General features: G+C 47.8%; 28 protein-coding genes. 20 read left to right on the forward strand and 8 right to left on the reverse strand.

Translation table 11 applies throughout. The features are described 5' to 3' along the window. From NYE36_RS06880 to NYE36_RS06910, 7 genes are read left to right on the forward strand one after another with little or no spacing between them, the layout of a single operon-like run. Positions 1–1,590 carry a hypothetical protein gene (locus tag NYE36_RS06880; protein WP_053573489.1) on the forward strand — a complete coding sequence of 530 codons (1,590 nt, stop codon included), beginning with the start codon at positions 1–3 and terminating at the stop codon, positions 1,588–1,590. Between the two features lie 12 nt (positions 1,591–1,602). Next, positions 1,603–2,028 (forward strand): hypothetical protein, encoded by a 426-nt coding sequence (locus NYE36_RS06885; RefSeq protein ID WP_079892045.1) that lies wholly within the window; start codon positions 1,603–1,605, stop codon positions 2,026–2,028. A 4-nt stretch (positions 2,029–2,032) separates the two neighbouring features. Then, positions 2,033–2,230, forward strand: coding sequence for an XkdX family protein (locus NYE36_RS06890; protein WP_012117366.1), 198 nt, complete (start codon positions 2,033–2,035; stop codon positions 2,228–2,230). A gap of 56 nt (positions 2,231–2,286) precedes the next feature. Next, positions 2,287–3,048: a phage portal protein gene (locus tag NYE36_RS06895; RefSeq protein WP_094032370.1), complete on the forward strand. Its 762-nt coding sequence runs from the start codon at positions 2,287–2,289 to the stop codon at positions 3,046–3,048. A gap of 51 nt (positions 3,049–3,099) precedes the next feature. Next, positions 3,100–3,363: a hemolysin XhlA family protein gene (locus tag NYE36_RS06900; RefSeq protein WP_003154815.1), complete on the forward strand. Its 264-nt coding sequence runs from the start codon at positions 3,100–3,102 to the stop codon at positions 3,361–3,363. A gap of 13 nt (positions 3,364–3,376) precedes the next feature. Then, the gene (locus NYE36_RS06905; protein ID WP_094032371.1) at positions 3,377–3,640 is read left to right on the forward strand and encodes a phage holin; all 264 of its coding nucleotides are present in this window, start codon (positions 3,377–3,379) and stop codon (positions 3,638–3,640) included. A gap of 13 nt (positions 3,641–3,653) precedes the next feature. Then, positions 3,654–4,532, forward strand: coding sequence for an N-acetylmuramoyl-L-alanine amidase (locus tag NYE36_RS06910; protein WP_007407257.1), 879 nt, complete (start codon positions 3,654–3,656; stop codon positions 4,530–4,532). A 33-nt stretch (positions 4,533–4,565) separates the two neighbouring features. Here NYE36_RS06910 and NYE36_RS06915 read toward each other — a convergent pair whose 3' ends face one another. From NYE36_RS06915 to NYE36_RS06940, 6 genes are all read right to left on the reverse strand, one after another. After that, positions 4,566–4,691 carry a hypothetical protein gene (locus NYE36_RS06915; protein ID WP_244805641.1) on the reverse strand — a complete coding sequence of 42 codons (126 nt, stop codon included), beginning with the start codon at positions 4,689–4,691 and terminating at the stop codon, positions 4,566–4,568. A 96-nt stretch (positions 4,692–4,787) separates the two neighbouring features. Continuing rightward, entirely contained in the window at positions 4,788–4,958 is a 171-nt protein-coding gene (locus NYE36_RS06920; protein WP_003154807.1) for a type II toxin-antitoxin system SpoIISB family antitoxin, read from the reverse strand. Beyond that, the gene (locus NYE36_RS06925; protein ID WP_094032372.1) at positions 4,959–5,705 is read right to left on the reverse strand and encodes a type II toxin-antitoxin system SpoIISA family toxin; all 747 of its coding nucleotides are present in this window, start codon (positions 5,703–5,705) and stop codon (positions 4,959–4,961) included. It lies immediately after the preceding gene. 104 nt (positions 5,706–5,809) lie between these two features. Beyond that, positions 5,810–6,808 carry an inorganic phosphate transporter gene (locus NYE36_RS06930; protein ID WP_020955696.1) on the reverse strand — a complete coding sequence of 333 codons (999 nt, stop codon included), beginning with the start codon at positions 6,806–6,808 and terminating at the stop codon, positions 5,810–5,812. A 12-nt stretch (positions 6,809–6,820) separates the two neighbouring features. Continuing rightward, entirely contained in the window at positions 6,821–7,438 is a 618-nt protein-coding gene (locus NYE36_RS06935; protein ID WP_003154804.1) for a DUF47 domain-containing protein, read from the reverse strand. A 285-nt stretch (positions 7,439–7,723) separates the two neighbouring features. Then, positions 7,724–9,040, reverse strand: a complete 1,317-nt coding sequence (locus tag NYE36_RS06940; protein ID WP_094032373.1) for an amino acid permease — start codon at positions 9,038–9,040, stop codon at positions 7,724–7,726. Positions 9,041–9,362: 322 nt separating this feature from the next. Between NYE36_RS06940 and NYE36_RS06945 the strand changes: the two genes are divergently transcribed. From NYE36_RS06945 to NYE36_RS06955, 3 genes are all read left to right on the forward strand, one after another. Further along, positions 9,363–10,313, forward strand: a complete 951-nt coding sequence (locus NYE36_RS06945) for a ring-cleaving dioxygenase (protein WP_094032374.1) — start codon at positions 9,363–9,365, stop codon at positions 10,311–10,313. Between the two features lie 182 nt (positions 10,314–10,495). Further along, complete coding sequence (locus NYE36_RS06950) at positions 10,496–12,643, forward strand: glycosyltransferase family 39 protein (protein WP_094032375.1); 2,148 nt, start codon at positions 10,496–10,498, stop codon at positions 12,641–12,643. 11 nt (positions 12,644–12,654) lie between these two features. Continuing rightward, positions 12,655–13,626 carry a glycosyltransferase family 2 protein gene (locus NYE36_RS06955; RefSeq protein WP_007610846.1) on the forward strand — a complete coding sequence of 324 codons (972 nt, stop codon included), beginning with the start codon at positions 12,655–12,657 and terminating at the stop codon, positions 13,624–13,626. An 88-nt stretch (positions 13,627–13,714) separates the two neighbouring features. Here NYE36_RS06955 and NYE36_RS06960 read toward each other — a convergent pair whose 3' ends face one another. Then, the gene (locus NYE36_RS06960) at positions 13,715–13,891 is read right to left on the reverse strand and encodes a hypothetical protein (protein ID WP_014417532.1); all 177 of its coding nucleotides are present in this window, start codon (positions 13,889–13,891) and stop codon (positions 13,715–13,717) included. Between the two features lie 99 nt (positions 13,892–13,990). Next, positions 13,991–15,340: a trypsin-like peptidase domain-containing protein gene (locus tag NYE36_RS06965; protein WP_186314435.1), complete on the reverse strand. Its 1,350-nt coding sequence runs from the start codon at positions 15,338–15,340 to the stop codon at positions 13,991–13,993. A 286-nt stretch (positions 15,341–15,626) separates the two neighbouring features. Here NYE36_RS06965 and NYE36_RS06970 point away from each other — a divergent pair, with 286 nt between their 5' ends. From NYE36_RS06970 to NYE36_RS07015, 10 genes are all read left to right on the forward strand, one after another. Next, positions 15,627–17,186 (forward strand): MFS transporter, encoded by a 1,560-nt coding sequence (locus tag NYE36_RS06970; RefSeq protein ID WP_241458144.1) that lies wholly within the window; start codon positions 15,627–15,629, stop codon positions 17,184–17,186. Positions 17,187–17,341: 155 nt separating this feature from the next. After that, positions 17,342–18,166, forward strand: coding sequence for a M55 family metallopeptidase (locus NYE36_RS06975; RefSeq protein WP_007407248.1), 825 nt, complete (start codon positions 17,342–17,344; stop codon positions 18,164–18,166). 14 nt (positions 18,167–18,180) lie between these two features. After that, positions 18,181–19,107: an ABC transporter permease gene (locus tag NYE36_RS06980; RefSeq protein ID WP_060675391.1), complete on the forward strand. Its 927-nt coding sequence runs from the start codon at positions 18,181–18,183 to the stop codon at positions 19,105–19,107. Between the two features lie 5 nt (positions 19,108–19,112). Next, positions 19,113–20,060, forward strand: coding sequence for an ABC transporter permease (locus NYE36_RS06985; RefSeq protein ID WP_003154782.1), 948 nt, complete (start codon positions 19,113–19,115; stop codon positions 20,058–20,060). Between the two features lie 5 nt (positions 20,061–20,065). Beyond that, on the forward strand, positions 20,066–21,094 hold the full coding sequence (locus NYE36_RS06990; RefSeq protein ID WP_021493815.1) for an ABC transporter ATP-binding protein: 1,029 nt from the start codon (positions 20,066–20,068) through the stop codon (positions 21,092–21,094). After that, positions 21,091–22,710, forward strand: coding sequence for a peptide ABC transporter substrate-binding protein (locus NYE36_RS06995; RefSeq protein ID WP_060675390.1), 1,620 nt, complete (start codon positions 21,091–21,093; stop codon positions 22,708–22,710). The genes NYE36_RS06990 and NYE36_RS06995 overlap by 4 nt, the downstream gene beginning before the upstream one ends. 75 nt (positions 22,711–22,785) lie before the next feature. Beyond that, complete coding sequence (locus NYE36_RS07000; RefSeq protein WP_161619917.1) at positions 22,786–23,733, forward strand: LD-carboxypeptidase; 948 nt, start codon at positions 22,786–22,788, stop codon at positions 23,731–23,733. A gap of 6 nt (positions 23,734–23,739) precedes the next feature. Beyond that, positions 23,740–24,837, forward strand: a complete 1,098-nt coding sequence (locus tag NYE36_RS07005; RefSeq protein WP_199022487.1) for a dipeptide epimerase — start codon at positions 23,740–23,742, stop codon at positions 24,835–24,837. Then, positions 24,834–25,733: a C40 family peptidase gene (locus tag NYE36_RS07010; protein WP_199022488.1), complete on the forward strand. Its 900-nt coding sequence runs from the start codon at positions 24,834–24,836 to the stop codon at positions 25,731–25,733. The genes NYE36_RS07005 and NYE36_RS07010 overlap by 4 nt, the downstream gene beginning before the upstream one ends. A 3-nt stretch (positions 25,734–25,736) precedes the next feature. After that, positions 25,737–26,708: an oligopeptide/dipeptide ABC transporter ATP-binding protein gene (locus NYE36_RS07015; RefSeq protein ID WP_007610864.1), complete on the forward strand. Its 972-nt coding sequence runs from the start codon at positions 25,737–25,739 to the stop codon at positions 26,706–26,708. Positions 26,709–26,714: the final 6 nt, after the last annotated feature.

Below are 26,714 nucleotides of genomic sequence, written 5' to 3' on the forward strand. Positions count from 1 at the left end.
ATGGCTTACGAAGAAAAAACAGACTGGCTTCCGGACGATCCGATTAACGAAGATGACGTCAACCGCTGGGAAAAAGGCATAAATGACGCACACACGGATCTGGCGGCCCATAAAAACGACATGAACAACCCGCACAAAACGACAAAGGCGCAAATCGGCCTCGGAAACGTAGACAATGTCCAGCAGGCAGCAAAGAAAGATTTTGACCGGCACAATCAAGATCTGGACCGGCATGTGACGAAGGAAGAGCGCCAGAAGTGGAATAACGGGCAGTTAACAAAGCTGACGGATGATTCAGGGAAATATTTAATAAGTATACAAGATGGCTTGGATTTTCATCAAATTGTAGACCAGCTTAATCAATCTTTTTTCTTTTACACAAATAACACGGGAGTTCATACTCCTCCGCTTTCCACCAGAGGCTTATATATCGGATTCAAGTCTTATGGTGAGGCTCTGGCAATGGATTATGAAGGAGGCACATGGAGAAAAACCCTTAAAGCTTCCGGCTGGTCTGATTGGGTTCAGTTAGAAACTTCGGAAGGCGCCCAAAAAAAAGTCGATGCCCACACAAATCAGACTGATATCCATGTAACGAAAGCTGAAAAGGATACATGGAATGCAGGGCAGCTGTTTAAAATCACCGCTGATAACGGCACGCAAAAAATCAATTTAACTTCCGGCTCGTTTTATGACTCGTTAAAAGATGTTGGTTCTGTAACTTTTTACGGAACCAATGCAGTAACAGACAACCCGTCAAATACGAGTCTCCGAGGTATGCAGTTAGTGGGGCAGCCGGGAATAGGTAATGGTTATGCTGTAGACGTGAAGGGTAATGCATGGTGGTTTTATTATAACACTAATCAAACAGCAATCAATTGGTATCCAATTGAATCCATAGCTGGAGCGCAGTCAAAGGTCGATGCACATGCGATAGATTCATCAATTCATATAAGTCCTATCGAAAGAGACAAATGGAACGGCGGCCAGTTGGCGAAATTGACAAAGGATGATGGGAAACGGACACGCTTAGAAAGCGGATCAGACATACTGGCACTGAGCTCGGGGTTTTATTATGGAATGGGTGCTCAGCTGAAAAACAATCCGGTTGAAAATGATAATTCCTTGTTTAACTATGATGTGATTGAGAGTGAGTCAGGTAGAAAGTCGATTTTGGCTTGGAGAAGTTACGATAATAATGTATGGATCGCGACTGTTCATACAGACGGTGTTTTTAAGGGGTGGAAACGTCTATTTACTGAAGAAGAATTTAATAAAATGACCTGGTATGATTTAACACTAATTAATGGGCATAAGGCTGGCGCAAGAAATCCTCAGTATGCAGTGTGGGGCAACCAAGTATTCACACGTGGTGAAGTGGTTCCCCCAGATTTCGACAGCGTTTTTGCTGTACTTCCTTCTGAAGCTCATCCTTCAACACAGAAATCAATGGCTGCCCCACTCTTTGGAACAACCGGGATAACAAAATATTATGCCGAACCAACGGGAGAACTGAGAATTAACGGGAAATATGCCAAAATAGAGGGGAATATTACAGGGATTTCAATAGATAATAATTTCACTTTGTAATGGGGGATGAATATGCAAGTCTTTTTGTATGATGAGAATTTTTATTTTCAAAGGCCTGAAATCTTAGACAGTACATCAAGTATAATGCCGCAAAACTCAACAACCATAAAACCTCCGGACGGCTTATGGAGGCCGCAGTTTGATGAAGTAAATAAAATTTGGAACGAATCTGCTGATCAAGAATATAAGGAAAATCAAAAAAACAAGTATCAGGATGTGGTGGAGCCGGATCCCATTGTGGAACAGTTGAAAGAAATCGGACAGCAACTGGCAGATGAAAAACTAGCGAGAAAACAAGCAGAACAAGCTCAAAATGCTTTAGGTGTACAATTGTCTGCCGAAGTGGTAGCAAGGGAGAAAACAGAGATGTTGAATAAAGCTTTAGGTGAACAATTAGCGTCTTTAAAATTAGAATTATTAAACGTAAAAGGAGAATGAAAAAATGAAGAGACTTAACTTTTGGGTTTACGCTTTGTTTTATAAGTGGGCCACAATAGAAATGGTAAAACAGGCTATGGGCTATGATGACTGCTCTGCCGAAGATCTGGCTGAAGGTGTGGCCGCGAAGTATATCACGCCTGAGGAATTTCAAGAAATAACGGGTGAAACATACGAAAATTATAAAAATGCTGTGTCATAAGCCAAACGGCTTTTTTTATTTGTCATTTTTAATAAATGAGAAAAGGAGGACGGCCGATGAAAAAGCATTCATTTGAATTTCCCGCCGATCAACTTGGCAGACCCGGCGCCGTAAAAGCTTATCGCGGTAACAAAAACGATTATGTCACACCTGTTGCTGATTTGTCCGGAATGGCAGAGCTTCTTACCAATACGCCGCTAGAAGCGATAGAAGTATACAGCCAATTCGGACAAGACCGTTTAGGAGCCGTCTTAATAGACAGAGCACAGGGGTGGGCTTATTCGGACCGCAGCGGAACTCTTTTTATCGAAGAGAGCGAGGATAACAATTCGTGGACGGCTTCACATTCTGTCGCAGTCAAAGGCGGAGTGCTGACCGCTTCGGGGTGGGTCTTCCTGACAAAACGATATTACCGGTTCCGTTTTGAAAACGGAAATCAAAAGCAGTCCGAATTTGTTTTATACCAATCTGTCGGTACGGGCGGTGATATGGCGTTTTCATATACAGACGTGATTTTTCATGAAAATGCAGCAGAGGCGGGCGAGGGAAGCATCTTCTCGGCGGGCGCTTGGAAAAAACTTCTCGTCGAAATCACCGGCACGGCTGAGTCGGGCCATGTCGCGTTTTGGGGGAGATCCATCTCGGGAAAAAATGTGCCGATCAGAGGAATCAGGTCTGATGACGGGACATCAGCCGCCGGTACGTCAGGCACAGAAGAAGTGTGGTCATTTGATATTGCCGGCTTTAAGGAAATCGTCATGGAAATCGAGAGCATTTCCGGCGGGAGCCTTTCTGTCAAAGGCACGGCATTTTCTTAAGAATGAAGCTTCCGAAGGGAGGTGAGAACAATGTAAGAGGGGGGAGCGGAAGTGCTTCTGGATGAACAAGCGGTGCAAAAAGAATTCGCAGGCATCAAAGGTGAACAAAAGGTGCTTGAACAGCGGGTAGCCGCATTAGAGCGGGTATCAGACCGGCAGGATCAGCAAATCATGACGCTGAATGAAAAACTGAACAAAATTGACGAAAACACAACATGGATTAAGCGGACCATTACAGGAGCGATCGTGACAGCAATCTGCACGGGCGTCATTGGCGGAGCCATCGCCATCATGTACAATCTGCTGCAAAAGTAAGGGGGAAACCAATATGAAATTCGCGGACAAAGGCACGGTCGTCAGGACGGTGTTTCTTTTGCTTGCTTTATTGAATCAAACTTTGCTGATGTTCGGCAAATCGCCGCTGAATATTCAGGAGGACCAGGTCAGCCAGCTTGCAGATACGCTGTATGCCGCCGGGTCGGCCGTTTTTACAATCATAACGACTGCCGCCGCCTGGTTTAAAAACAATTACGTTACAGCAAAAGGGAAAAAACAGCAGGCTTTATTAAAAATAAACAATTTATCGAAATAGGAGAGATGAGAATATGGTAAAAATCACACAGGATTTTATCCCGGCAGGAAACAATAACCGCCCAGGCTATGCAATGACACCGATTTACATTACGGTGCACAATACAGCCAATACCGCAGTCGGAGCTAATGCCAAAAGTCACGCAAGCTATGTGAAAAATCCCGATACACCGACAAGCTGGCATTTCACAGTCGATGATACGGAAATTTATCAGCATCTTCCGCTGAACGAAAACGGCTGGCATGCCGGTGACGGAAACGGGGACGGCAACCGTAAATCCATCGGTATTGAAATTTGTGAAAACGCAGACGGCAACTTTTCACAGGCCGTGGCAAACGCCCAATGGCTCATCCGCACATTAATGACCTCGCACGGCATTCCGCTTGCAAACGTCGTTGCGCACAAGCATTGGTCAGGAAAGCTTTGTCCGAGAAGACTGTTGGATACATGGGATGAGTTTAAAGCGGGAATCGGTTCTGGGGAAAGACAGACGTATACCGTCCAAAAAGGAGATACGCTGTCAGCGATCGCGCGGAAATTCGGCGTCAGCGTGGCCGATCTGCAGAAATGGAATAACATCGCTGACCCGAACCTGATTAAAGTCGGACAAGTACTGATCGTCAGCCCGCCGGTTGAAGCACTGTATTCTCTTCCGGACGAGGTGATTCAGCTGACAGAGCCGTACACGTCCGGCGAAAAGGTATACCAGGTGCAAAACGCGCTCGCCGCGCTTTATTTCTATCCTGAAAAAGGAGCTGTCAATAACGGAATTGACGGTATCTACGGTCCGAAAACCGCAGATGCCGTGGCCCGCTTCCAATCTGTAAACGGACTGACGTCTGACGGCGTCTACGGTCCCGCTGTAAAAGCGAAAATTCTGATGCAGCTTTAACAAAAAAGCTGAGTCCCGTTCACATTGCGGGATTCAGCCTTTTTTCTTTTTTAACCGGTTCAATAGCCTGAGATTCCTCGCCCGCATCCTCAGCGAATAAGCGGAAAGCCCGAAGCGTCCGTAATCCACAAACTTTACGCGCTTGACAATTTTCTTCACATCATCACCTGTCGCATCTCTTTGTTGGTTTTATTATATGAAAGATATGGAAAAAAGGAATAAGGACAAGAGCCGTGTCTCCTGTCCTTAGTGTAATCAAGCTTTTTTTTGTTTATACTTGTCAATCAGCCGCTCGTTTTCTTTGAAAATTCTGGCGGTATGAGGGCTGACCTGGTAACTTGCGATACTTGTCATTGAACGTTTTTTAAACATTTTGAACGGTTTCGCTCTTTGTTCCGGCTGCCCGTTTTGAAATGCCTGCTCCATTTAACCGTCACCTTCCTCTTCTATTGGCAGCATTAAATCATAAATGCTCGTTAGCGATGTGAAAAGCAAATAATCGAATTCCGTCAACAGGTTTTCCGACGTGAGTTTGATCACGTAATGGCGGTTCTGGACTGTAAACGGAATAAGCACAAGCCTGCCTTTTTGATCATAGTAGACGTCTTTACGGTTAAGACGGGACTGAACGTCCGCCGCATCAGGCATATGCTCCGTCAAGCGGTCCTTATCCGCTTGTGCGGAATAGTCGCACAAGGAAGCCGTGACATTCATTTTTTCGGCATAAGCGGCCAGCAGTCTGCTGATGCCTTCCGCATAAGCTTCTGTACTTCCATAATATACATGGATCGGTTCATTTTTCAACAGATATTGATAGGTTTTCAGTTTTTCAAGATAGGAGTGAAGCATTTCGTTATTTTCTTCTAAAATTTCCCGCGTATCCGTCTCTAATTCATTGCCGGCGAGCTTTTTGATATACGCGCTCAAAAAGATAAACGCATCAATAAGGGCAAAGCAGACGGCAACAATCAAATATTGTCTCCATGCGGCAAAGAGCGATTCGGGATCATATGTCCAATAGACCATGGAGCCCAGTACAAATAGTAAATACCACGTTTTACGGATGGCAAACATTTTTTCTTTTACCTTTGCCTCATACCGCCAGGATGCGTACACATATAAAATGAGTGCGGCCGCCATCGTCCACACCATGATCTGAAAAAACAAAAGCATGAGCATCCCTCACAATTTGAAAAATGGTCTGCTATGTTCATTCTATGTCATGACATCATTTTCCTGTCACAAAAAAAACCGCTTCTGTAAAGAAGCGGATGTCATCAGAAAAACAGATCTAAGATGAAAAAGGCGATGGCGCCGAGTGTACCTGCAATCGGCAGGGTGATGACCCATGTAATGAGCATCCGTTTAGCCGTTCCCCAGTTTACGCCTTTTACGCGGTGGGAAGCGCCCACACCGAGAATGGAAGACGAAATGACGTGCGTCGTGCTGACAGGGAGATGAATAAACGTGGCCCCGAAAATAATGGCTGCGCCGGTTAAGTCGGCAGATACGCCGTTTACCGGACGGATTTTCATAATTTTTCCGCCGACGGTTTTAATGATTTTCCAGCCGCCGATGGATGTGCCGAGACCCATTGCCAGGGCACAAGAGAGCTGCACCCAAAAAGGAATGGCATCACTTTTATGTAAATTGGCCGTCATAAGCGCCATCGTAATGATACCCATCGCTTTTTGCGCGTCGTTCGTTCCGTGTGTATAGGACTGAATGGCAGCCGTCAAAATCTGCACTCTGCGGAAACGTTTATTTGTTTTCGCCAAATTGCTGTCTTTAAAAATCAGCTTCACGATCGAATATACGATAAAGCCGAGAACAAAGGCGATGATCGGTGATAAAATAAGTGCTTCGAGAATCTTAATGAACCCTTTATAATTAAGCGTTGCAAAACCTGACGCTGCAATGGCCGCTCCGGCGATCGCTCCGATAATCGCATGTGAAGAGCTGCTCGGAATGCCGAAATACCATGTGATCAAGTTCCAGGCGATTGCGGCGAGTAGAGCCGCCAGAATGACAACTGACCCGTTGTCTAATGTATAAGGATTCACAATGTCCTTTGTAATGGTTTTCGCCACACCGGTAAATGTCATCGCTCCGAGAAAGTTCATGATGGCGGCCATGACGATTGCGTGCCGCGGCTTCAGCGCTTTTGTCGAAACTGAGGTGGCGATTGCGTTTGCGGTATCGTGAAATCCGTTAATGAAGTCAAATACCAAAGCGCATATGACAATTAATATCGTTAAAAGTAATAGAGTATCCATTATAACCCCTCGTTACGCGTTTTTCATAATAATGGTTTCAAGGTTATTGGCAACGCTTTGACAAGAGTCGGCAATTTCCTCAAGCGTTTCGTAAATCTCGCGGTACTGAATCACTTTAATCGGATCGGTTTCTGTGCCGAACAGATTTTTTAATGATTTACGGTGCAGGTTATCACAGCTGTGCTCGTATTCCTTAATTTTAATGGCGTGAGGGTGAATGTCCTTCAATCGGTTTTCTGCAAGCAGCTCAATCGTGATTAAAATTTCCTTCGCGCACTCTCTGATGTATCCGCTGAACTTATCGATATGCTCATCGGAAGAAGTGATCGAGAAAATCTCCATCATTGCTGAAAAATGTTCGATTCCGTCAAGCACGTCATCGAGGCTGTTTGTCAGCTCAAGGATGTCTTCACGTTCAATGGGAGTGATAAAAGCTTTGTTCAGCTCTTTAATCATGACATGAACATGATTATCTCCTTTTGTTTCAAACTCTTTTAACGTATCGGCAAATTCCTTTAAAGTCGTCTGGTTCGTCACTTTAAAGTTGACAAAATATTCTGCGGTTTCGTCTATGTTTTTTGCGATTTCTGTTAAAAGGAGTGAGAACTTATCTTTTTTTCTTTTTATCATTAAAAACCCTCCATTGTTTGAATGAGACAATGCACACATCAAATTATTATATAGCCTTTTGTCGAAAAAAAACAGATAAAGTCGAAAAAAACGCCTCTTGATTTTTTCGTAAAAACGTGTCTCATCCTGTTTTTCTTATGTTACCCACTTCGCCAAAAAAACGTAACATACTTCGAATTCAGACATCTTGCTTAAAAAGTATAACAAAAGATGTGAATTTGCTGTCAACTTTTGCACGTGATTTTGCCAGAAAAAAAACGGCTCCCGTAAAAGGAACCGTTTTTGTCAGTTTTTTCTGCCGTTTTTCAGCCAAAAATAAAGCGGCAGCCCGGCGAGGCCGATCAAGAGGGACAGCACGCAGCTCAGTGTATCTGTAATGATCGTGCTGATCAGCACAAACAGTGAACCCGCGATGGCCAAAACAGGAATGATCGGATACAAAGGCACGCTGTAGGCGCGCGGTTTTCCGCCGCTTTTTTTTCTGAGGATAAACACGGCGAAAAAGGCCATGACGTAAAAAATATAAATCATGAAAATAGAGATTTCAGACAGCTTATCGGGATTGCTGGCGATCATAAAAATAATGGCCAGCGCGATCTGAAATGACACGGCAATCCACGGGGTGCGGAACGTCGGATGCACCCGCGAAATCTGCCCGGCAAACGGCAGCTGTTTCCGTTCCGCCATCGCAAACGAGACACGCGGAAAAGCGAGAATCTTTCCGTTTAAACAGCCGAAGATGCTGACGATGATTCCGACGCTGATCAATTTTCCTCCGATGTCGCCAAACAGCATTCCGGCAGCGGTGCCGGTCGCATTTTCACCGAGTTTGACGATGTCGGTCGCAGGAAGAATGTGCAGCAGCGCAAAGTTAATGAAAAGATAAATGGCGGTGACGACCAGCAGTCCGCCCGTCATCGCTCTCGGGAGCAGCTTTTCCGGATTTTTCATTTCGCCGCCGAGTGCCGCAAGCAGAATCCATCCGTCATAAGCAAACAAGGTGGCCAGTATGGCAGCGCCGAAATTCATGTCCGACATGCTGCTTGTGACGGCTGTGAAAATATGCTGATCGCCTTTCCAAAGGCCGAACACGATCATGCAGATAATCGGAATCAATTTGCCGACAGTCGTAATTCCCTGGACGATGCCGCCATATTTCGTTCCGATAATGTTAATGATGCTTAAAAACAAAACGGCTGAAATCCCGATCAATTTAGACCAGCCGGAATCCCAATTGAACAAGTGCGCCATCAAAGAGCCGAAATACAAGCCGATTGCTCCGATAATGGCGGGGCCGTAAATGATAATTTGAACCCATCCGCACAAAAAGCCCCAAAATTCGCCGTACACTTCTTCGAGATATGTATAAAGTCCGCCCGTTTTCGGAATTTGAGTGCCGATTTCCGCAACGGTCAAGCCGCCGGCAAGCGTCAAAATGCCTCCTAACAGCCACGCGATAAGCGCGGATTTCGCATCACCGGAGTAGGCAAGCACGGCGCCTGGTTTCATAAATACGCCGGAACCGATGATGGTGCCGATAACAAGTGAGAGGGCGATGGTAAGGCCGATCTCTTTTTTAAGTCCGTTCTCTTCAATCTGCATATCCTATCCCTCCAGATGTAAAATCGTCATGCTGAAAAAACTATTTTCCATATTGTAAACCCTAATTGCTGAAACACGAATAAAATAAATTTTCTGATTTTGTTGTTTTCCCTAAAAGATAAAGGTTTCTGCTTTTGAGAAGGAAAAAATACCGTTTCAAAAACGAACATTAATGGTTTTTTAATATAGAAGGTTCGTTATTTGGGGAGCGGCAGTCTGCAGACCGTCTGTGAAGCAGATGGGTTGACTTTGCGATCCGGATAACATAAATTGTATATATAAAATATCTCGAAATCGAGATAATTGACTGGAGGATAACATAATGAAAGTTAATGGAATACACCATGTATCAGCATTGACGGCTGATGCGCAGAAAAATTTAGATTTTTATCGGAACATCCTGGGACTGAAGCTTGTGAAAAAGTCCGTAAACCAGGATGAACCGACGATGTATCACTTATTTTACGGTGATGAAGCAGCCAATCCGGGATCGGAATTGACGTTTTTCGAAATTCCGCGGATTGCGCCGTTTCATGCGGGAACAAACAGTATTTCTTCAATCGGCCTGCGTGTCCCGGATGCACAAGCGCTGCAATATTGGAAAAAACGATTTGAAGAGCACCAGGTCTCTCACAGTGAGATCGTGAAAATAGCGGGCAGAGAGACACTCGCTTTTTGGGATCATGAAGGACAGCGGCTTGTGCTGACAGCTGACGAAAAAGGAAAAGACATCGGTGAAGCGGTGAAGCAAAGCGGCATACCGGAAGAATATTCTTTCCGCGGTCTTGGTCCCGTTGAATTGACCGTCCCGTATGCAGAACCGACGCTGCGTGTGTTAACCGATGTGCTGGGCTTCACTGAAATCGGGAAAGAAACGCATGAAGACCGGGGCACGGTTACGGTGCTCGAATCCGGAAACGGAGGCGCGCGTACAGAAGTCCATCTCATTGAAAGAAACGATCTTCCGCGCGAGCGTCCTGGAAAAGGCAGCGTGCACCATGTGGCCTTCCGCGTTCAGAATGAAGAGGAGCTTGCTTTATGGCACCGCATCATTACGAAAGAAGGTTTCAGCAACTCAGGCATTGTAGAGCGTTATTATTTCAAAGCGCTGTACTTCCGGGAGCCGAACGGAATTCTGTTTGAATTGTCAACGGACGGTCCGGGATTTATGGTTGATGAAAAACCTGAAGAGCTAGGCAAAACGGTTGCGCTCCCGCCTTATCTCGAACACCGCCGTTCTGAAATAGAAGCACGGCTGAAACCGATACAGTAAATCAGAAATCATGACAGATGCCTCCCGGCTTGACGGGGGCATCTTTTTTTGCTTTTTTACCCGTTTTGTCATTCTTTTTACCTATTTGTAAACGGCAAAATAATTGTCTTTGTTTATTAATAAATTTTTCACATTTGGTTGTTACACTTGTTCAAAGTTAAACAAAAGGAGTGAAAACACAGGTGAAAATGAAAAAACGCGAGATAGACGCAGTCTTAATTCTCATTTTACTCGCTTCCGCATTCTTGAATATGTACAACATCTGGAATGATGATACGGTGAATCCTTATTACACTGCAGCGGTAACGAGTATGCTTCAAAGCTTTCATAATTTCTTTTACGCTTCATTTGACGCAGCCGGTTTTATCACGGTAGATAAACCGCCTGTTACATACCAGATTCAAACGATCAGCGCGCTGATATTCGGTATGCACGGGTGGAGCGTTATCCTGCCTCAGGCATTGGCGGGTGTAGGTTCAGTTCTATTCATGTACTTATTAATAAAGCCGACGTTCGGAAAAACGGCGGCGCGCATCGCCTCATTTGTCATGGCGTGTACACCGATCGCAGTAGCGGTCGCGCGGACGAACAATGTCGATGCTTTACTGGTCTTTTTCCTCTTGTTCGCCACATGGCTTCTCTTTAAAGCGATCAGAAAAGGCAGACTGATCTGGCTTTTGGCGGCATTTTTTGTCGTCGGAGCAGGCTTTAACACAAAAATGCTTCAGGCTTATATGATTTTGCCGGCCTTCTTGCTGTTCTATATGATTGCGGCAAACACCACGATTAAGAAAAAAATCATTTCATTGGTAAGCGCGTTAGCCGTTTTAGCAGCCGTTTCATTGTCATGGCCGCTCATTGTTGACAATATTCCTGCCGGCAAAAGGCCATATGTCGGAAGCAGCCAGACAAACTCCGTATTGGAATTGGCTTTCGGATATAACGGGATTCAGCGGCTGACAGGGAAAAGTTCCGGCGGCGGCCAGGGCGGACCGGACGGAAACGCATCGAAAGAGATGTCTTCTTCCGGCGGTTCTTCACAAATGCAAAAACCGCCTGGCCAGTCTTCAAACAGCAGTTCAGCAAGCGGAGACAAATCACAAAACGGCAGTATGACGGCACCTCCATCTAACGGGAAAATGCCAAGCGGCGGTCAAGGAGGCCCTCCAAGCGGCGGAGATGGCGGCGGAGGCGGAGGAAAAAGCGGTACAGGCACCGGCTCGAAAATGCAATCAGGTTCAGGAAGGTTCGGAACGGGAACCCCTGGTCCGCTGCGCCTTTTCCAAACGGAATTATCTGATCAGATCAGCTGGCTCCTGCCGTTTGCGATTTTTGGAATGGCCGGTTTATTGATCGCCGGGGCGAGAGAAAGAAGACGATTATCAGCAGAACAGAAGGAAACGATCTTTTGGACAGCGTGGCTTGTGCCGATTGCCGGATTCTTCAGTGTGGCGGAATTTTTCCACCATTATTATCTCATTATGCTGGCGCCTCCGATCGCGGCACTTGTCGGTGCGGGATGGGTCGCCCTCGTTCATCTGTACCGCAAGCAGGCGGGATGGAAAACTTGGCTATTGCCGGCCGCTATTCTTGTGACAACCGGATTTGAGCTGTTTATCCTCAGAAACTACAATGATCAAATCGGAGCAGGCTGGAGCATCGGAGCAGGCGTTCTCGGCGCAGTGGCAGCAATCGCCCTGTTCGTATTCAAACAGCGCCAAAAACCGCTAAGTTATTATGTTTCACTTGCAGCCCTTCTCGTCTTGATGGTCATGCCGATTTATTGGGCGAGCACACCGCTTCTGTACGGAGGCAACAGCTCATTGCCTGAAACAGGCCCTCAGCTCGCTTCAACAAGCGGAAAAGGCATGGGAATGGATAACGCATCTGTCAATACAAAACTGATCAACTATTTAGAGAAACACAACGCCGGAGCGGACTATCTATTTGCAACAACCGATTCCAACACGGCTGCGCCTTACATTATTAAAACGAAAAAAGCGGTCATGGCGATCGGCGGATTCAGCGGGTCTGACCCGGCCATTACGCTGACTCAATTTAAAAAGCTCGTAAAAGAAGGGAAAGTAAAATACTTCTTAACATCCGGAATGGGCAAAGGCGGAAATAACGATATTGTGCAGTGGGTTGAGAAAAACGGAAAGAAAGTATCTTCAGATAAATGGCAATCAAGCACAGATCAGAAAACGAAAAATAGTGATCCAGCTGATAAAAAAAGCAGCAAGGCCACAGGTAAAAACAGCCGAATGAGCGGCGGGCCGGGCGGAATGAATCAGTCAGCTTCACTATACGAACTTCAATCTGATGAATAGGAGGAAAGAACATGAGCAGACATATTCAATATTCAATAGTCGTCCCGGTTTATAACGAGGAACTCGTCATTCAGACAACCTATCAGCGCCTGAAAGAAGTCATGGATCAAACAAAAGAGCATTATGAATTGATCTTTGTCAATGATGGAAGCAAAGACCGCAGTATTGAGATTTTAAGAGAGCAAAGTCTGATTGATCCGAGAGTGAAAATTATTGATTTTTCCAGAAACTTCGGACATCAGATCGCGATCACAGCGGGTATGGATTATGCAGAGGGGAATGCAATCGCCGTCATTGACGCCGATTTGCAGGACCCTCCTGAATTAATCCTTGATATGATTGAGCAGTGGAAAGAAGGCTACGATGTGGTGTACGCCGTCAGAACGAAACGAAAGGGAGAAACCTTTTTCAAGAAACAGACGGCCTCTATGTTTTACCGGCTGCTGCGGAGCGTGACTGATATTGATATTCCGCTCGACACCGGAGATTTCCGCCTGCTGGACAGAAAAGTCTGTGATGAGATGAAAAGATTAAAAGAAAAAAATCCTTTTGTCAGAGGACTCGTCAGCTGGGTCGGCTTTAAGCAGACTGCTGTAGAATATGAACGTGATGAGCGGCTTGCGGGGGAAACGAAATACCCGCTTAAAAAAATGCTGAAGCTTTCCATGGACGGGATCACAACGTTCTCTCATAAACCGCTCAAGGCGGCAAGCTATGCGGGAATGATCATGTCCGGAGCGGGTTTTCTCTATATGTTTATCGTTTTATACATGAAGCTGTTTACGAACAGCACCATTACGGGCTGGTCCTCTCTGATTGTGATACAGCTGTTATTCAGCGGCATCGTTCTATTAATGCTCGGAATGATCGGCGAATATATCGGAAGGATTTATGACGAAGCAAAAGACCGTCCGCTCTATATCGTGCAAAAAGCGTACGGCATGAAAAACGAAAAGATTTATCGGGACCAGCATATGTCTTAACCGAAACACCCTGTCCGGCCAGCGGACAGGGTGCTTTTATGTGAAATAAAAGCCGCGGGATGACAGAATGTCCCGCGGCTTTTTTCATTCATCTGCGGCCGGTCTGCGTGTGCAGAGAGCGCATGATCAGTCCGGTTCCCGAAAGGTTCAGTAAAATGCTTGCACCAAGCGTCATTCCCCAAGCAGCGTTTTGCTGAGGGAGCTGAATGCTCAGCTGCAGCAAGATCAGGCCTGTAACGACCAGCAAAAGTCCTGTTTGTTTCATGTGTATGTATCCTCCTTTGTACACTAAGTCATACGGCTGATCCAGGCCTGAAGTTTCAGCTGTATATAAAAAATCCAAGGCGGCTGCCTTGGATTTTTGTTAAGAAGATGTTTCTTCTTTTTGAGTCAGTTTCATTTTTTTCGTCATTTCCTTGCCGTTTCTGATAATCTTCACGTCAACGGTGCTGCCGACTTTCGTATTCTTGTAGAGAATATTGCGGAGTTCGCTGCCCGTGCCGGTTTCTTTCCCTTTTAAGCTGATAATGATGTCTTCTGCTTTTAATCCGGCTTTGGCAGCAGGTGAGCCCTGCGCCACTTCTCGAATATAAACGCCTTTATTCAGCTGTTTGCCGAAAAGCCCGAGTGTGCCTTCCTGATAGTTTTGCGGCACTTGTTCCAAGTCGATCATGCTCACGCCGATATAAGGGCGCTCCACCTGTCCTTTCGTGAGAAGCTCTTCGGCGATCGGTTTTACATCGTTGCTCGGGATAGCAAAGCCGATGCCTTCTACATCACTTTCGCTGATTTTCATGCTGTTGATGCCGATGATTTTGCCGTCTGTATTCAAGAGCGGTCCGCCGCTGTTTCCGGGATTGATGGCGGCATCGGTTTGGATGACGTTGATGCTCGACTCGCCGGCTGACGTAGAGATCGAGACGGTTCTGTTTAAGCCGCTCACGATGCCTTGTGTGACGGTGCGGGAAAGGTCTTTTCCGAGCGGATCACCGATGGCGATGACGGATTCACCCGTTCTGAGAGCGGATGAGCTGCCGAAACTTGCTGTTTTTGTCACGTGTTTATCACTGATTTCTAAAACGGCCAAGTCTGTCAGAGAGTCGCTGCCGACGAGTTTAGCTGTTACATCGGTGCCGTCATATAATGACACTTTAAGGGAAGAGGCGCCTTCGACCACGTGGTTATTCGTAATGATATACGCTTTGCCGTTTGCTTTCTTAAAAATAACGCCTGAACCCGATCCCGTTTCCGCATCATCACCCGATGCATTAGAGTTTGAATCTGAGCTTGATCCGAATCCGAATAAATCGGAACTGCTTTGCTGCTTCTGCAGATTGGTGATTCCGACGATCGCCGGTGAAATGTCTTCCACCATATTCGAAATGCTGCTTGAATTTGCCGATGAGCTGTTTGCCGATTTGCCGCTGTCTGATTCAGAAGATGTCTGCTTGGCGGTTACCGATGACGTTTCCTGAGCGGGAGCCGGATTGGAAGTATCTTGAGTCTGATGGTCTCCAAGCGGCGTAAATGTATAGATGCCGAGGGCGAGCCCTCCGCCGATCACTCCGCCGAGAAGCGGTCTGAACCAGCCGAAGCTTCGTTTTTTCTTGTCCTCGTCAGGCGCGGAATATCCGGCCGGCTGCAGGTTTTCTTTTACTAAAAGGACTTCCTGTTCTTTGTGGTCTGTCCGATTTTCATCACGATAGTTATCCATCATGTTCACTCCGTTTCTCTATTTCATCATAGCATGATTTGCCTATTATTACTGACTCCATCTTAAACAAAAAGTGTGGGATAATAATGAAAAGATTGTGGGAAATTGTGAAAAAGACGAAATCGGACGGCGGCGCTTTATATTGACAATTTCCATCGGATTTGAAATAATAATAAGATATTATGTTCAATCCTTCACATGAAAAGATATGAAAAATTCTGTCAAGCTAATGGGGGAAATCTGTTAGCTTTTTCACTTTGTCAAATAGTCAGAAAGGAGCTGTCAAATGAAAGAAAAACATCACTGGATCATTTCTCTGCTTGCTGTGCTGGCTGTCGGGCCGGGGCTGATGTCGAATACCGCTCTTTCGGCTGTCCAAAGCCTTGTCCGGCAGACGGTCGGCGGGGAAAACTTTGACTCTTTTCATCCGATTATTATCGGTAATATGGCATTTGCCTTATTCGTGCCGGCGGGGCCGTATTTAAGAAAAAGATTCGGCTCCCGGCCTGTCTATATGATTTCGATGGCCGCGGGTGTCATCGGAGCGCTCCTTGCTGCTGTGACAAATGATATTTATCCGCTCGCCGCGGGCCGTTTTTTACAGGGAGCTGCGGCGGGCACTATGCTGATGATTATGATTCCGATGCTGGTGCTTTCGTTTCCGATTGAGCGCCGGAATTACGCATTATTTGTGTTAATCGGCGGATTTTACGGGTCCGTCATTATGGGGACCGTTTTAGGCACGGCGGCGGCAAGCGCCGGCTATTGGCACTGGCTGTTCGGCATTTTTGGCCTGCTGTCTTTTTTCGGCCTCATTTTCAGTTATATGTGGCTGCGGGATGACGCTCATAAAAATGCTGAAAAATCTCCATTTGACGGCATGGGTTTTCTGTTAGCGGGTGTATCAGCCGTGCTGGCCGCCTATACATTTATTCATCTGCCGAAATGGGGCTTTTCATCATGGCAGATATTGGCGGGATTTGGAGGAAGCATTGTCATTCTTCTGATCTTGCTGACCATGCAGTACAGAAACGAACATGCGCTGATTTCGATTAAACTTATGCTCATTCCAAAGCCGATTCTGGGTGTTTTCATGATCGCTGCGGGCAGTATTTCCATAGCGGTCAGTCTTTCTGCATTTCACGGGGAGCTTCAGACCGCATATCATATGTCACAAACTCAACTGATATTCCTTTATGCGAGCCTTTTGGGAGGCGTGGCCATCGCCGCTGTCATCAGTGCATTAGCATATGATAAAGTCGGTCCGGGCATGCTCGGCATAACAGGCTCTGTTATACTGGTGTTCGTGAATTTCCAATGGATGACGGCGGATCATCATATACCGCTTATTCTATTTGCGGGGCTTTTCGTGATGCTGGCGGCCGGGACAGGGCTTATTGTGGCAGCCGGACTGATGGGAGCCGCGTTGGGCGGACCGCTTCCGGAACTGGTGAAACGCATGACGGCAGTTCAGTTTTTGAGGCTTTTCATTTATATGGGCGCACCTGTTTTAATAGGGTATTTTACGAAAAGAGATGCTTCCGGCACGCTTCGGGGCGCGCGCGGCACACAATCACCGCATGAGCTGCTGATGGGGACATACAGCGATTTGTTTCTTATTGCTTTCATCTTAAGCTTGCTTTTAGTGTGTTTATCATTTGTCATGAATGCGAGCGGCATGGGGCATAAGCTGGCGCATAAACCGCATGCCGTCCGTAAGCAGGCTGCTGAACAGCCTTCGCCGCAGGCTCCTGAACCGATCAGGCATCAGGTCATTCCCGATCATGAATACAGAAGTGCGGTCAGACAGTTTCAGCGTCATCATATAAGCAAAAACAGTATGTAACTATTTCTATCAGCAAACCCTTTTCCCGGTGAAAAGGGTTTGTTTTTTCCCATAATGGCAGAATGGTATATTGCATGTTTCATCCTTTTTTAATATAATTTGTTAGAATATTCATAATTTAATATCGAAATTTTAAGTAAAAAAGGAGGCATTACATGAAACTGTATCTATCTGTGGATATGGAAGGGATTTCCGGACTGCCTGATGAAACATTTGTCAATTCCCGCATGCACAATTATGAGCGCGGCAGGGTTCTGATGACCGAAGAAGCAAACTGGTGCATCGCAGAAGCGTTTAATAACGGATGCACGGAAGTGACCGTGAATGACAGCCACTCAAAGATGAATAATCTGCTCGCGGAAAAACTTCACCCTGAGGCAGAGCTGATTACGGGGGATGTCAAGCCGTTTTCCATGATGCAGGGGCTTGATGAATCGTATTCGGGCGTAATGTTTATCGGCTATCATGCGAGAGCGTCGATGCCGGGCGTTATGTCGCACAGCATGATATTCGGCGTCCGCCACTTTTACATAAATGATAAGCCGGTCGGTGAACTGGGGTTAAATGCCTATCTCGCCGGATTTTACGATGTCCCGGTCATCATGGCTGCCGGAGATGATTGCGCCGCAAAAGAAGCGGAGGAGCTGATCCCGAATGTGACGACTGCCGCCGTCAAACAAACCATTTCAAGAACCGCGGTCAAATGCCTGTCCCCTCAAAAAGCCGGACGGCTCCTGACGGAAAAAACAGCCTATGCGCTCAAAAATAAAGATAAGGTCAAACCGCTGACTCCGCCTGAAAGACCTGTATTAGGCATTGAATTTGCCAACTACGGACAGGCTGAATGGGCCCATTTAATGCCGGGCACAGAAATCATCCCGGGAACGACAATCGTTCAATTTCAGGCAAAAGACATGCCGGAAGCCTATCAGGCCATGCTCGTCATGACAGAACTCGCCATGAGAACAACATTCTGTTAAAGGGGTGAACGGCATTGCTGCGGTATTTTATCAAACGTTTTATCGCCATGATTATGACCGTCCTCGTCATCACCGCTCTGACATTTGTCATGATGAAAGTGATACCCGGCTCGCCTTTTAACGAAGAGCGGGGCACAAACGAAGCGGTCCAGCGAAATCTCGAATCCTACTACCATCTGAACGAACCTCTTATCACTCAATACGCCATCTATCTAAAATCCATTCTTACCTTTGATTTCGGTCCTTCAATTAAAAAACCGTCAGACAGTGTAAACGCTATGCTCGAACGCGGGTTTCCGGTCTCATTTGAGCTTGGGATAACGGCGATCATCATCGCTGTGATTTCCGGACTCGCGCTCGGCATAATGGCCGCTCTCAGGCGCGGCGGCTTTCTCGATTATGCGGCCATGAGCCTTGCGGTGCTCGGGATTTCCATTCCGAATTTTATTATGGCTACGCTGCTGATTCAGCAATTTGCGGTTCATCTGAAATGGTTTCCGGCAGCTACCTGGACGAGTCCCGTTCACATGGTCCTGCCGACTGTTGCGCTTGCCGTCGGTCCCATGGCCATTATCGCGAGGCTGACAAGATCAAGCATGGCCGAAGTGCTGACTCAGGATTACATCCGCACGGCAAAAGCAAAGGGGCTTTCTCCCGTCAAAATTGTGATCAAACACGCATTGAAAAATGCTCTTATGCCTGTTGTGACAGTACTCGGGACACTTGCCGCAAGTATTTTAACGGGCAGTTTCGTCATCGAGAAAATTTTTGCCATACCGGGAATGGGCAAATATTTCGTAGAAAGCATCAATCAGCGAGATTACCCGGTCATCATGGGAACGACCGTATTTTACAGTGTGATTCTGATCGTCCTGCTGTTTCTGGTTGATTTGGCATACGGCCTGTTAGACCCGCGCATAAAACTTCATAAGAAAGGGTGATCCTGATGAATCTCCCGCAAGAAACGGTAAAACACACAGAAGTGCCTGATGACTGGTTTCAGCCGGGCGCGGAAAGAAAGGGTGAAACCGAGTCGGTCAAGCGTCCGAGCCTGTCTTACAGTCAGGATGCGTGGCGGCGGCTTAAAAAGAACAAATTGGCGATGGCCGGCCTTGTGATATTATGCTGCCTGTTTCTATCGGCTGTGTTCGGTCCGCTGATATCACCGCACAGCGTGACAAGGCAGACGCTCGCCGAGCAGAATCTTCCGCCGTCTTTTTCACACTGGTTCGGAACCGATGAACTTGGCCGGGACGTGTTTACAAGAACGTGGTACGGAGCGAGGATCTCTTTATTTGTCGGTGTGATGGCGGCGCTGATCGACTTTTTGATCGGCGTCATCTACGGAGGCGTCGCCGGTTACAAAGGGGGCCGGACAGACAGCGCCATGATGAGAATCATCGAGGTTCTCTACGGATTGCCGTATCTGCTCGTTGTCATTTTGTTAATGGTGCTGATGGGGCCGGGGCTCAGTTCCATTATCGTCGCTCTGACCGTGACGGGATGGGTCGGCATGGCGCGGATTGTCAGAGGGCAGGTGCTGAGGATGAAGCATGATGAACACGTATTGGCTTCGAAAACGTTTGGAGCGAAAACATTTCGGATCATTAAGAAAAATCTGCTGCCGAATACGATGGGAGCCATTATTGTCCAAATGACGCTTACGGTGCCGGCGGCGATTTTTGCGGAATCATTTTTAAGTTTTCTCGGACTCGGCATTCAGGCGCCGTTTGCAAGCTGGGGAGTCATGGCAAACGACGGGCTGCCGGCGATTTTATCAGGCCATTGGTGGCGGCTGTTTTTCCCCGCTTTTTTCATTTCCTTGACGATGTACGCGTTTAACGTACTTGGAGACGGCTTGCAGGACGCGTTAGACCCGAAACTGAGGAGGTAGGAAAAATGGCGCAGCAAGTTCTTTCCGTTCAAAATCTGCATGTTACTTTTTCAACATACGGAGGCACTGTAAAAGCCGTCAGAGGCGTCAGCTTCGATTTATATAAAGGTGAAACGTTTGCGATCGTCGGTGAATCGGGCTGCGGAAAAAGCGTGACGTCACAAGCCGTGATGGGTCTTCTTCCGAAACATTCGGCAAAGATTGAATCCGGAAGCATACAATTTAAACAGAAAGACCTTTGCCAAATGTCGGATCGGGAAATGCGGGGAATCCGGGGGCGCGATATTTCTATGATCTTTCAGGACCCGATGACGGCGCTCAATCCGACTTTGACCATAGGGGATCAGCTCTCAGAAGCGCTGTTGGAACACCGCGCCATGACCAGAAAACAAGCTGAATCCGAAGTTCTCGCCATGCTGGATCTGGTCGGTATCCCGGACTCGAAATCCCGCCTGAAGCAGTACCCCCACCAATTAAGCGGGGGCATGCGGCAGCGGATCGTGATCGCGATGGCTCTGATCTGCGAGCCGGAAATTATGATCGCCGATGAACCGACAACGGCTCTTGATGTGACGATTCAAGCACAAATCCTTGAATTATTTAAGAAGATTCAAAGAAAAACAGGCGTGTCTATTATTCTGATCACGCACGATCTCGGCGTCGTCGCTCAGACCGCCGACAGAGTCGCCGTCATGTATGCGGGGAAAATCGCCGAAATCGGCACGAGGCATGATATTTTTTACCGTCCGGCTCATCCATACACAAAGGGGCTGCTTCGTTCAGTGCCGCGGCTGGATATGGAGGATAGTGAGCTGTCGCCGATTGACGGGACGCCGCCTGATTTATTCGATCCGCCGCCGGGCTGCCCGTTTGCCGCCCGCTGCCCGGACAGGATGATCGTCTGTGAAAAGGTATACCCGGCAACAACCGTGAAATCCAAAAGCCATATCGTCAACTGCTGGCTTCAGGATCACCGTGCAGAGCGGCTGAAGCAGCAGCTGACGGCAGCAGAGGAAAAAGGGGGATTGAAATGAAAAAGAGATGGGCAATCGGTGTGATTGCTGTTGTTTCGTTTGCTCTGATGGGCTGTACAGCCAATGAACAGGCGGGGACAGAACCCGGCAAAGCAAAAGAACAGGGGGGTGAAACGGTGCTGCGGCTCAATAACGAAAATGAGCCGACCTCACTTGATCCGCCGATCGGATTTAATAATGTTTCCTGGCAGCCGCTGAATAACATCATGGAAGGATTGACGAGGCTCGGAAAAGATAATAAGCCCGAACCGGCCATGGCGGAAAGCTGGAAGGTGTCCGCTGATAAGCTGACATATACCTTCAATATCCGGGATAACGCCGAATGGACAAATGGCGATCCCGTTACGGCGGAAGACTTCGTGTACGCCTGGAAACGGATGCTCGATCCGAAAACGGGCGCATCTTCCGCTTTTCTCGGCTATATGATCAAAGGCGGGGAAGAATTTAACAGCGGAAAAGGCAAACAAGAAGACGTGAAAGTCACGGCAAAAGATAAAAAAACGCTTGTCGTCACATTGGCGGCACCGCAGGATTATTTTCTGAGCGTCGTGTCCAATCCGGCGTATTTCCCGATTAATGAGAAGGTCGCCAAGGCTGATCCGAAATGGTTCACTGAAGCAAAAACCTTTGTCGGCAACGGGCCGTTCAAACTGACGGAATGGAAGCATGACGACAGCATGACGATGGTCAAAAACGAGACGTATTGGGATAAAAAGACAGTGAAACTGGATAAAGTCACATGGGCGATGGTCAGTGACCGGAATACCGACTATCAGATGTTCCAGTCGGGGGATTTGGATACCGCCTTTGTGCCGGCAGAGCTGAGCGAGCAGCTGATGGGAGGAAAAAATGTCCGCACGTGGGATCAGGCCGGACTCTATTTCTATCGTTTTAACGTGAAAATGGAGCCGTTTCAAAATGAAAAGATCAGAAAAGCGTTCGCGGCAGCGATTGATCAGAAAGAAATCACGGATTATGTGACCAAAAACAGTGAAAAGCCGGCACATGCCTTTGTATCCCCGGGATTTACTCAGCCTGACGGGAAAGATTTCCGCGAAGCGGGCGGCAGTTTATTAAATCCGGATGAATCAGAAGCCAAAAAACTGCTGGAAAAAGGCATGGCAGAAGAGCATTATGACAAGCTGCCCGCCGTTACATTGACATACAGCACAAAACCGGAGCATAAGAAAATAGCGGAAGCGATTCAGCAGAAGCTCAAAAGTGTGCTCGGTATAGACGTTAAGCTCGCCAATATGGAATGGAACGTCTTTTTAGAAGAGCAGAAAGGACTGAAGTTCCAGTTCTCTCAAAGCTCATTTTTACCGGATTACGCAGATCCGATCAGTTTTCTAGAGGCTTTCCAGACGGATAATTCCATGAACCGCACCGGCTGGGGCAGCGCGGCATACGACGGCTGCATCAAGCAGGCAAAACAGGAAGCCGATGCCAAAAAACGTTTTGCGCTCATGCATAAAGCGGAAAAACTGCTCATGAACGAGGCTCCGATCATTCCGATTTACTTTTACAATCAGGTGCATCTGCAGAACAGCGGCGTGAAGGGCATTGTCCGGCACCCCGTCGGTTACATTGATCTGAAGTGGGCGGAAAAGTCCTGATCTTACAGCGGAAACATATGCCGCTCTTTTGCCGATAAAGGAGCGGCGTGTTTCACTTTTCAATCCGGAAAGGAGATTGAAAAAGTCATGAACCATAAACCGAAAGCACTGCAAAAAGGCGACACGGTCGGTGTGATTGCGCCCGCAAGCCCGCCTGAGAGCGGGACGCTGCAAACCGCGCTGCTGTTTTTAGAGAATGAGCTTGGCCTTCAAGTGAAACTCGGCCGGGCGCTGAAGACCCGTCACGGCTATTTGGCGGGAGAAGACCGGGCGCGTCTCGATGATCTCCATGACATGTTTAGTGATCAGAATGTCAAAGCGGTGATATGCGCGTGCGGAGGATTCGGCACTGGCCGTATTGCCGCCGACATCGATTTCGGATTAATCCGCCGCAATCCGAAAATTTTCTGGGGATACAGTGATATCACGTTTTTACATACCGCCATTCATCAAAATACGGGGCTCGTCACATTTCACGGTCCGATGCTGAGCACAGATGTCGGGCTTGAAAATGCTGATCCCCTGACAAAAGCGTCGTATCATCAGCTTTTTACAGAAACGGAATTTACCTATACGGAGGACATTTCTCCCTTAGAGGTGCTGACAGGCGGAAGGGCCGAGGGAGAGCTTGCAGGCGGCAACTTGTCGCTCATTACGTCCACACTCGGCACGCCGTTTGAAATTGATACAAAAGACAAATTGCTGTTTATCGAGGATATTGATGAGGAGCCGTATCAAATCGACAGAATGCTGAATCAATTAAAGATGGCCGGAAAACTGTCAGACGCAGCCGGAATCCTGGTCTGTGATTTTCACCAATGCGAACCAAAGCATAAAGAAAAGTCGCTTACTTTAGAGCAAGTGCTGAACGATTACATTGTCAAATCAGGGAAGCCCGCGCTCAAAGGCTTTAAAATCGGCCATTGTTCACCGAGCTTCGCCGTTCCGATCGGCGCCCGCGCGGTTATGGATACGGCGGCCAAAGCGGTAACAATTGAATCGGGGGTTTCCGGAAGGGAGTGATCAGGCGTGAGGATTACAGATATTCAAACGGGACGGATGTCCGTGCCGCTGAAAAAGCCGTTTAAGACCGCTTTACGCACGGTTTACAATGCTGAATCGGTCATTGTGAAGCTCACTTTTGACAACGGTCTGACCGGCTGGGGGGAGGCGCCGCCGACGGTTGTCATTACAGGCGACAGCGCGGCCGGTATTGAAAGCGCCGTCCACGATGTGCTGAAGCCGGCTCTCTTGGGACGGAGCCTTTCCGGCACGGAAGCCGTTTTGTTTGATATCAGCCGGCTGTTGGAAAGAAATCAAAGCGCAAAAGCCGCGGTGGATATGGCTGTATATGACGGATGGGCGCAAATGCACGGACAGCCGCTTTACCGGCTTCTCGGCGGCTATCGGAATACACTGGAAACAGATTTTACCGTCAGCGTCAATTCTCCTGAGGAGATGGCGGGGGATGCAGACCGTTATGTGAACAAAGGATTTCATATTTTAAAGGTAAAAGTCGGCATAGGTGACATATCGGACGATGTTGCGCGGATTCAGGCGATCAGATCACGTGTCGGCGGAAACGTCAAACTGAGATTGGACGCGAATCAAGGCTGGACGCCGAAAGAAGCCGTGACTGCGATCCGAAAGATGGAAGACGCAGGCCTCGGCATTGAGCTGGTCGAGCAGCCTGTTCACAAAGACGATATCGCCGGGCTGAAGCAGGTCACAGATGCCGTAGACACGCCGATTATGGCGGATGAGAGCGTCTTTACCCCCCGTCAGGCATTTCACGTGCTGCAGACGAGAAGCGCCGATTTAATTAATATTAAGCTGATGAAAGCGGGCGGCATAAAGCAGGCGGAAACAATCAATGCGATGGCGGAAACGTGCGGCGTGGAATGCATGGTCGGCAGCATGATTGAGACCAAGCTCGGCATCACCGCCGCGGCTCATTTTGCCGCGGGCAAACGGAATGTGACGAGGTTTGATTTTGATGCGCCGCTTATGCTGAAAGATGATTTGATTCAAGGCGGCATCACATACACCGGCAGTCAGATTACGATTCCCGACGAACCGGGTCTCGGCATTACCGGTGTGTCGATACAAGAGGGGGCGAAAAGATGAGAGCAGCCGTTACAGCGGCGGCAGCCAACGTATGGACGTTGCCGTCATCTCCCCGTTCGTATGATGCGCCGATGCTTGAAAACCCGCCGCAGATCAGAAAATGGTTAGCGTCTATGGGATATGAAGAGCGGCTGCAATTATGCATAGACAATCTTGTCCAAACGCAAGCGCTTTTCGGGGAAGAGGTGATCATTCTCAAAGAGGAAGGGGAATGGGCTTTTGTCGCCGTTCCCGGCCAGCCTTCAAACAAGGATGTGCGCGGATATCCGGGGTGGATGAAAAAAAGCCAGATTTCAAAAGACGGCTTTCATACATCTTCCCCTGCCGTATGGATTACCAAACCGACAGCTATTTTATATCACACAAACGGCGAACCGGACTTGGAAGTAAGTTTCTTAACGCGTCTTCCGGCATCAGGACGTGAGAAAGACTTTTTCCGGGTGGTGACGCCGCTCGGAGAACGGTTCGTAAATGAAGCTGACGCAGACGAGTGCCGGCATACGGAAGGACGGGCGGCCGATGTCATCGAAACGGGCATGATGTTTCTCGGGCTTCCGTATTTATGGGGAGGACTGAGCGGTTTCGGGTTTGACTGTTCCGGGTTTATGTATTCGATATTTAAAGCAAATGGCTATACCCTTCCCCGTGATGCAAAGGACCAAGCAAAAGCCGGATGCGGCGCGGCGGTAAACGATATCCTGCCGGCTGACCTTTTGTTTTTCGCCTATGAAGAAGGAAAAGGCGCGATCCACCATGTCGGTTTGGCGCTGGGAGACGGCCGAATGCTGCACTCCCCGAAAACGGGAAAAACAATCGAAGTGCTGTCTTTGGAAGGAACCGTCTATGAAAAAGAATTATGCACCGTACGCCGCTGTATAAGCGAAAAGGGGGAATAGAAAATGACGGCATCTCCGCTCCTTGAAGTCAGCGGGCTGAAAATGCATTTTGACGCAGGAAGAAAGAAAGCCGTAAAAGCAGTCGACGGTGTCAGCTTTCACATTAAAAGAGGGGAAACATTCGGACTTGTCGGAGAATCGGGATGCGGTAAATCGACGCTCGGAAGGGTTATTCTCCGTCTGTATGACCCGACGGCCGGTTCGGTATCATATGAAGGGACGGATATACACCGTGCCGCGGCAGAACAGCGGTCGGTCTTCTTCCGCAAGCTGCAGATGATTTTCCAAGACCCTTACGCCTCGTTAAATCCGCGCCTGACCGTAAGGGAAATTATTATGGAGCCGATGGAAATCCACAATCTTTACAATACAAGAAAAGCCCGTCTGATGATGGCGGATGAACTGCTTGAAGCTGTCGGGCTCCATCCGGATTTCGGCAGCCGGTATCCCCACGAATTCAGCGGCGGACAGAGGCAGAGAATCGGGATTGCCAGAGCGCTCTCTCTGCATCCCGAATTTATCGTGGCGGATGAGCCGATTTCCGCGCTGGATGTGTCGGTACAGGCTCAGGTCGTCAACCTTTTAAAAAGGCTTCAGAAAGAGAAAGGGCTGACATTTTTATTTATCGCTCACGATTTATCAATGGTCAAGCATATCAGCGACCGGATCGGCGTGATGTATTTGGGCCGCATGATGGAAATTACAGAAAGCGCTGCGCTTTACCGGGAACCGCTTCACCCTTATACGAAGGCGCTTTTATCCTCAATCCCGATTCCTGATCCGCTTCTTGAGGACAAGCGTGAACGGATTATTCTGAAAGGGGAGCTGCCGAGCCCCCTTAACCCGCCGAGCGGCTGTGTATTCAGGACGCGGTGTCCTGAAGCGATGGAGCTCTGCGGTAAGATAACGCCTGAGCTTGAAGAAGTGAAGGCGGGGCGTTTTGTCGCCTGCCATTTATACAAAAAAGAAAGCTGACAATAT

Origin of the sequence: Bacillus sp. FSL R5-0593 (genome assembly GCF_038603755.1) — a bacterium.
Taxonomy (GTDB): Bacteria; Bacillota; Bacilli; order Bacillales; family Bacillaceae; genus Bacillus; species Bacillus velezensis.

Coding starts and splice junctions, on each gene's coding strand:
- NYE36_RS06955 (WP_007610846.1), top strand. CDS start 12,655: ATGAGCAGACATATTCAATATTCAATAGTCGTCCCGGTTTATAACGAG.
- NYE36_RS06970 (WP_241458144.1), top strand. CDS start 15,627: ATGAAAGAAAAACATCACTGGATCATTTCTCTGCTTGCTGTGCTGGCT.
- NYE36_RS06885 (WP_079892045.1), top strand. CDS start 1,603: ATGCAAGTCTTTTTGTATGATGAGAATTTTTATTTTCAAAGGCCTGAA.
- NYE36_RS06985 (WP_003154782.1), top strand. CDS start 19,113: ATGAATCTCCCGCAAGAAACGGTAAAACACACAGAAGTGCCTGATGAC.
- NYE36_RS06945 (WP_094032374.1), top strand. CDS start 9,363: ATGAAAGTTAATGGAATACACCATGTATCAGCATTGACGGCTGATGCG.
- NYE36_RS06960 (WP_014417532.1), bottom strand. CDS start 13,891: ATGAAACAAACAGGACTTTTGCTGGTCGTTACAGGCCTGATCTTGCTG.
- NYE36_RS07010 (WP_199022488.1), top strand. CDS start 24,834: ATGAGAGCAGCCGTTACAGCGGCGGCAGCCAACGTATGGACGTTGCCG.
- NYE36_RS06990 (WP_021493815.1), top strand. CDS start 20,066: ATGGCGCAGCAAGTTCTTTCCGTTCAAAATCTGCATGTTACTTTTTCA.
- NYE36_RS06995 (WP_060675390.1), top strand. CDS start 21,091: ATGAAAAAGAGATGGGCAATCGGTGTGATTGCTGTTGTTTCGTTTGCT.
- NYE36_RS06890 (WP_012117366.1), top strand. CDS start 2,033: ATGAAGAGACTTAACTTTTGGGTTTACGCTTTGTTTTATAAGTGGGCC.
- NYE36_RS07015 (WP_007610864.1), top strand. CDS start 25,737: ATGACGGCATCTCCGCTCCTTGAAGTCAGCGGGCTGAAAATGCATTTT.
- NYE36_RS06895 (WP_094032370.1), top strand. CDS start 2,287: ATGAAAAAGCATTCATTTGAATTTCCCGCCGATCAACTTGGCAGACCC.
- NYE36_RS06925 (WP_094032372.1), bottom strand. CDS start 5,705: ATGCTTTTGTTTTTTCAGATCATGGTGTGGACGATGGCGGCCGCACTC.
- NYE36_RS06910 (WP_007407257.1), top strand. CDS start 3,654: ATGGTAAAAATCACACAGGATTTTATCCCGGCAGGAAACAATAACCGC.
- NYE36_RS06975 (WP_007407248.1), top strand. CDS start 17,342: ATGAAACTGTATCTATCTGTGGATATGGAAGGGATTTCCGGACTGCCT.
- NYE36_RS06905 (WP_094032371.1), top strand. CDS start 3,377: ATGAAATTCGCGGACAAAGGCACGGTCGTCAGGACGGTGTTTCTTTTG.
- NYE36_RS06940 (WP_094032373.1), bottom strand. CDS start 9,040: ATGCAGATTGAAGAGAACGGACTTAAAAAAGAGATCGGCCTTACCATC.
- NYE36_RS06880 (WP_053573489.1), top strand. CDS start 1: ATGGCTTACGAAGAAAAAACAGACTGGCTTCCGGACGATCCGATTAAC.
- NYE36_RS06920 (WP_003154807.1), bottom strand. CDS start 4,958: ATGGAGCAGGCATTTCAAAACGGGCAGCCGGAACAAAGAGCGAAACCG.
- NYE36_RS06965 (WP_186314435.1), bottom strand. CDS start 15,340: ATGGATAACTATCGTGATGAAAATCGGACAGACCACAAAGAACAGGAA.
- NYE36_RS06930 (WP_020955696.1), bottom strand. CDS start 6,808: ATGGATACTCTATTACTTTTAACGATATTAATTGTCATATGCGCTTTG.
- NYE36_RS06935 (WP_003154804.1), bottom strand. CDS start 7,438: ATGATAAAAAGAAAAAAAGATAAGTTCTCACTCCTTTTAACAGAAATC.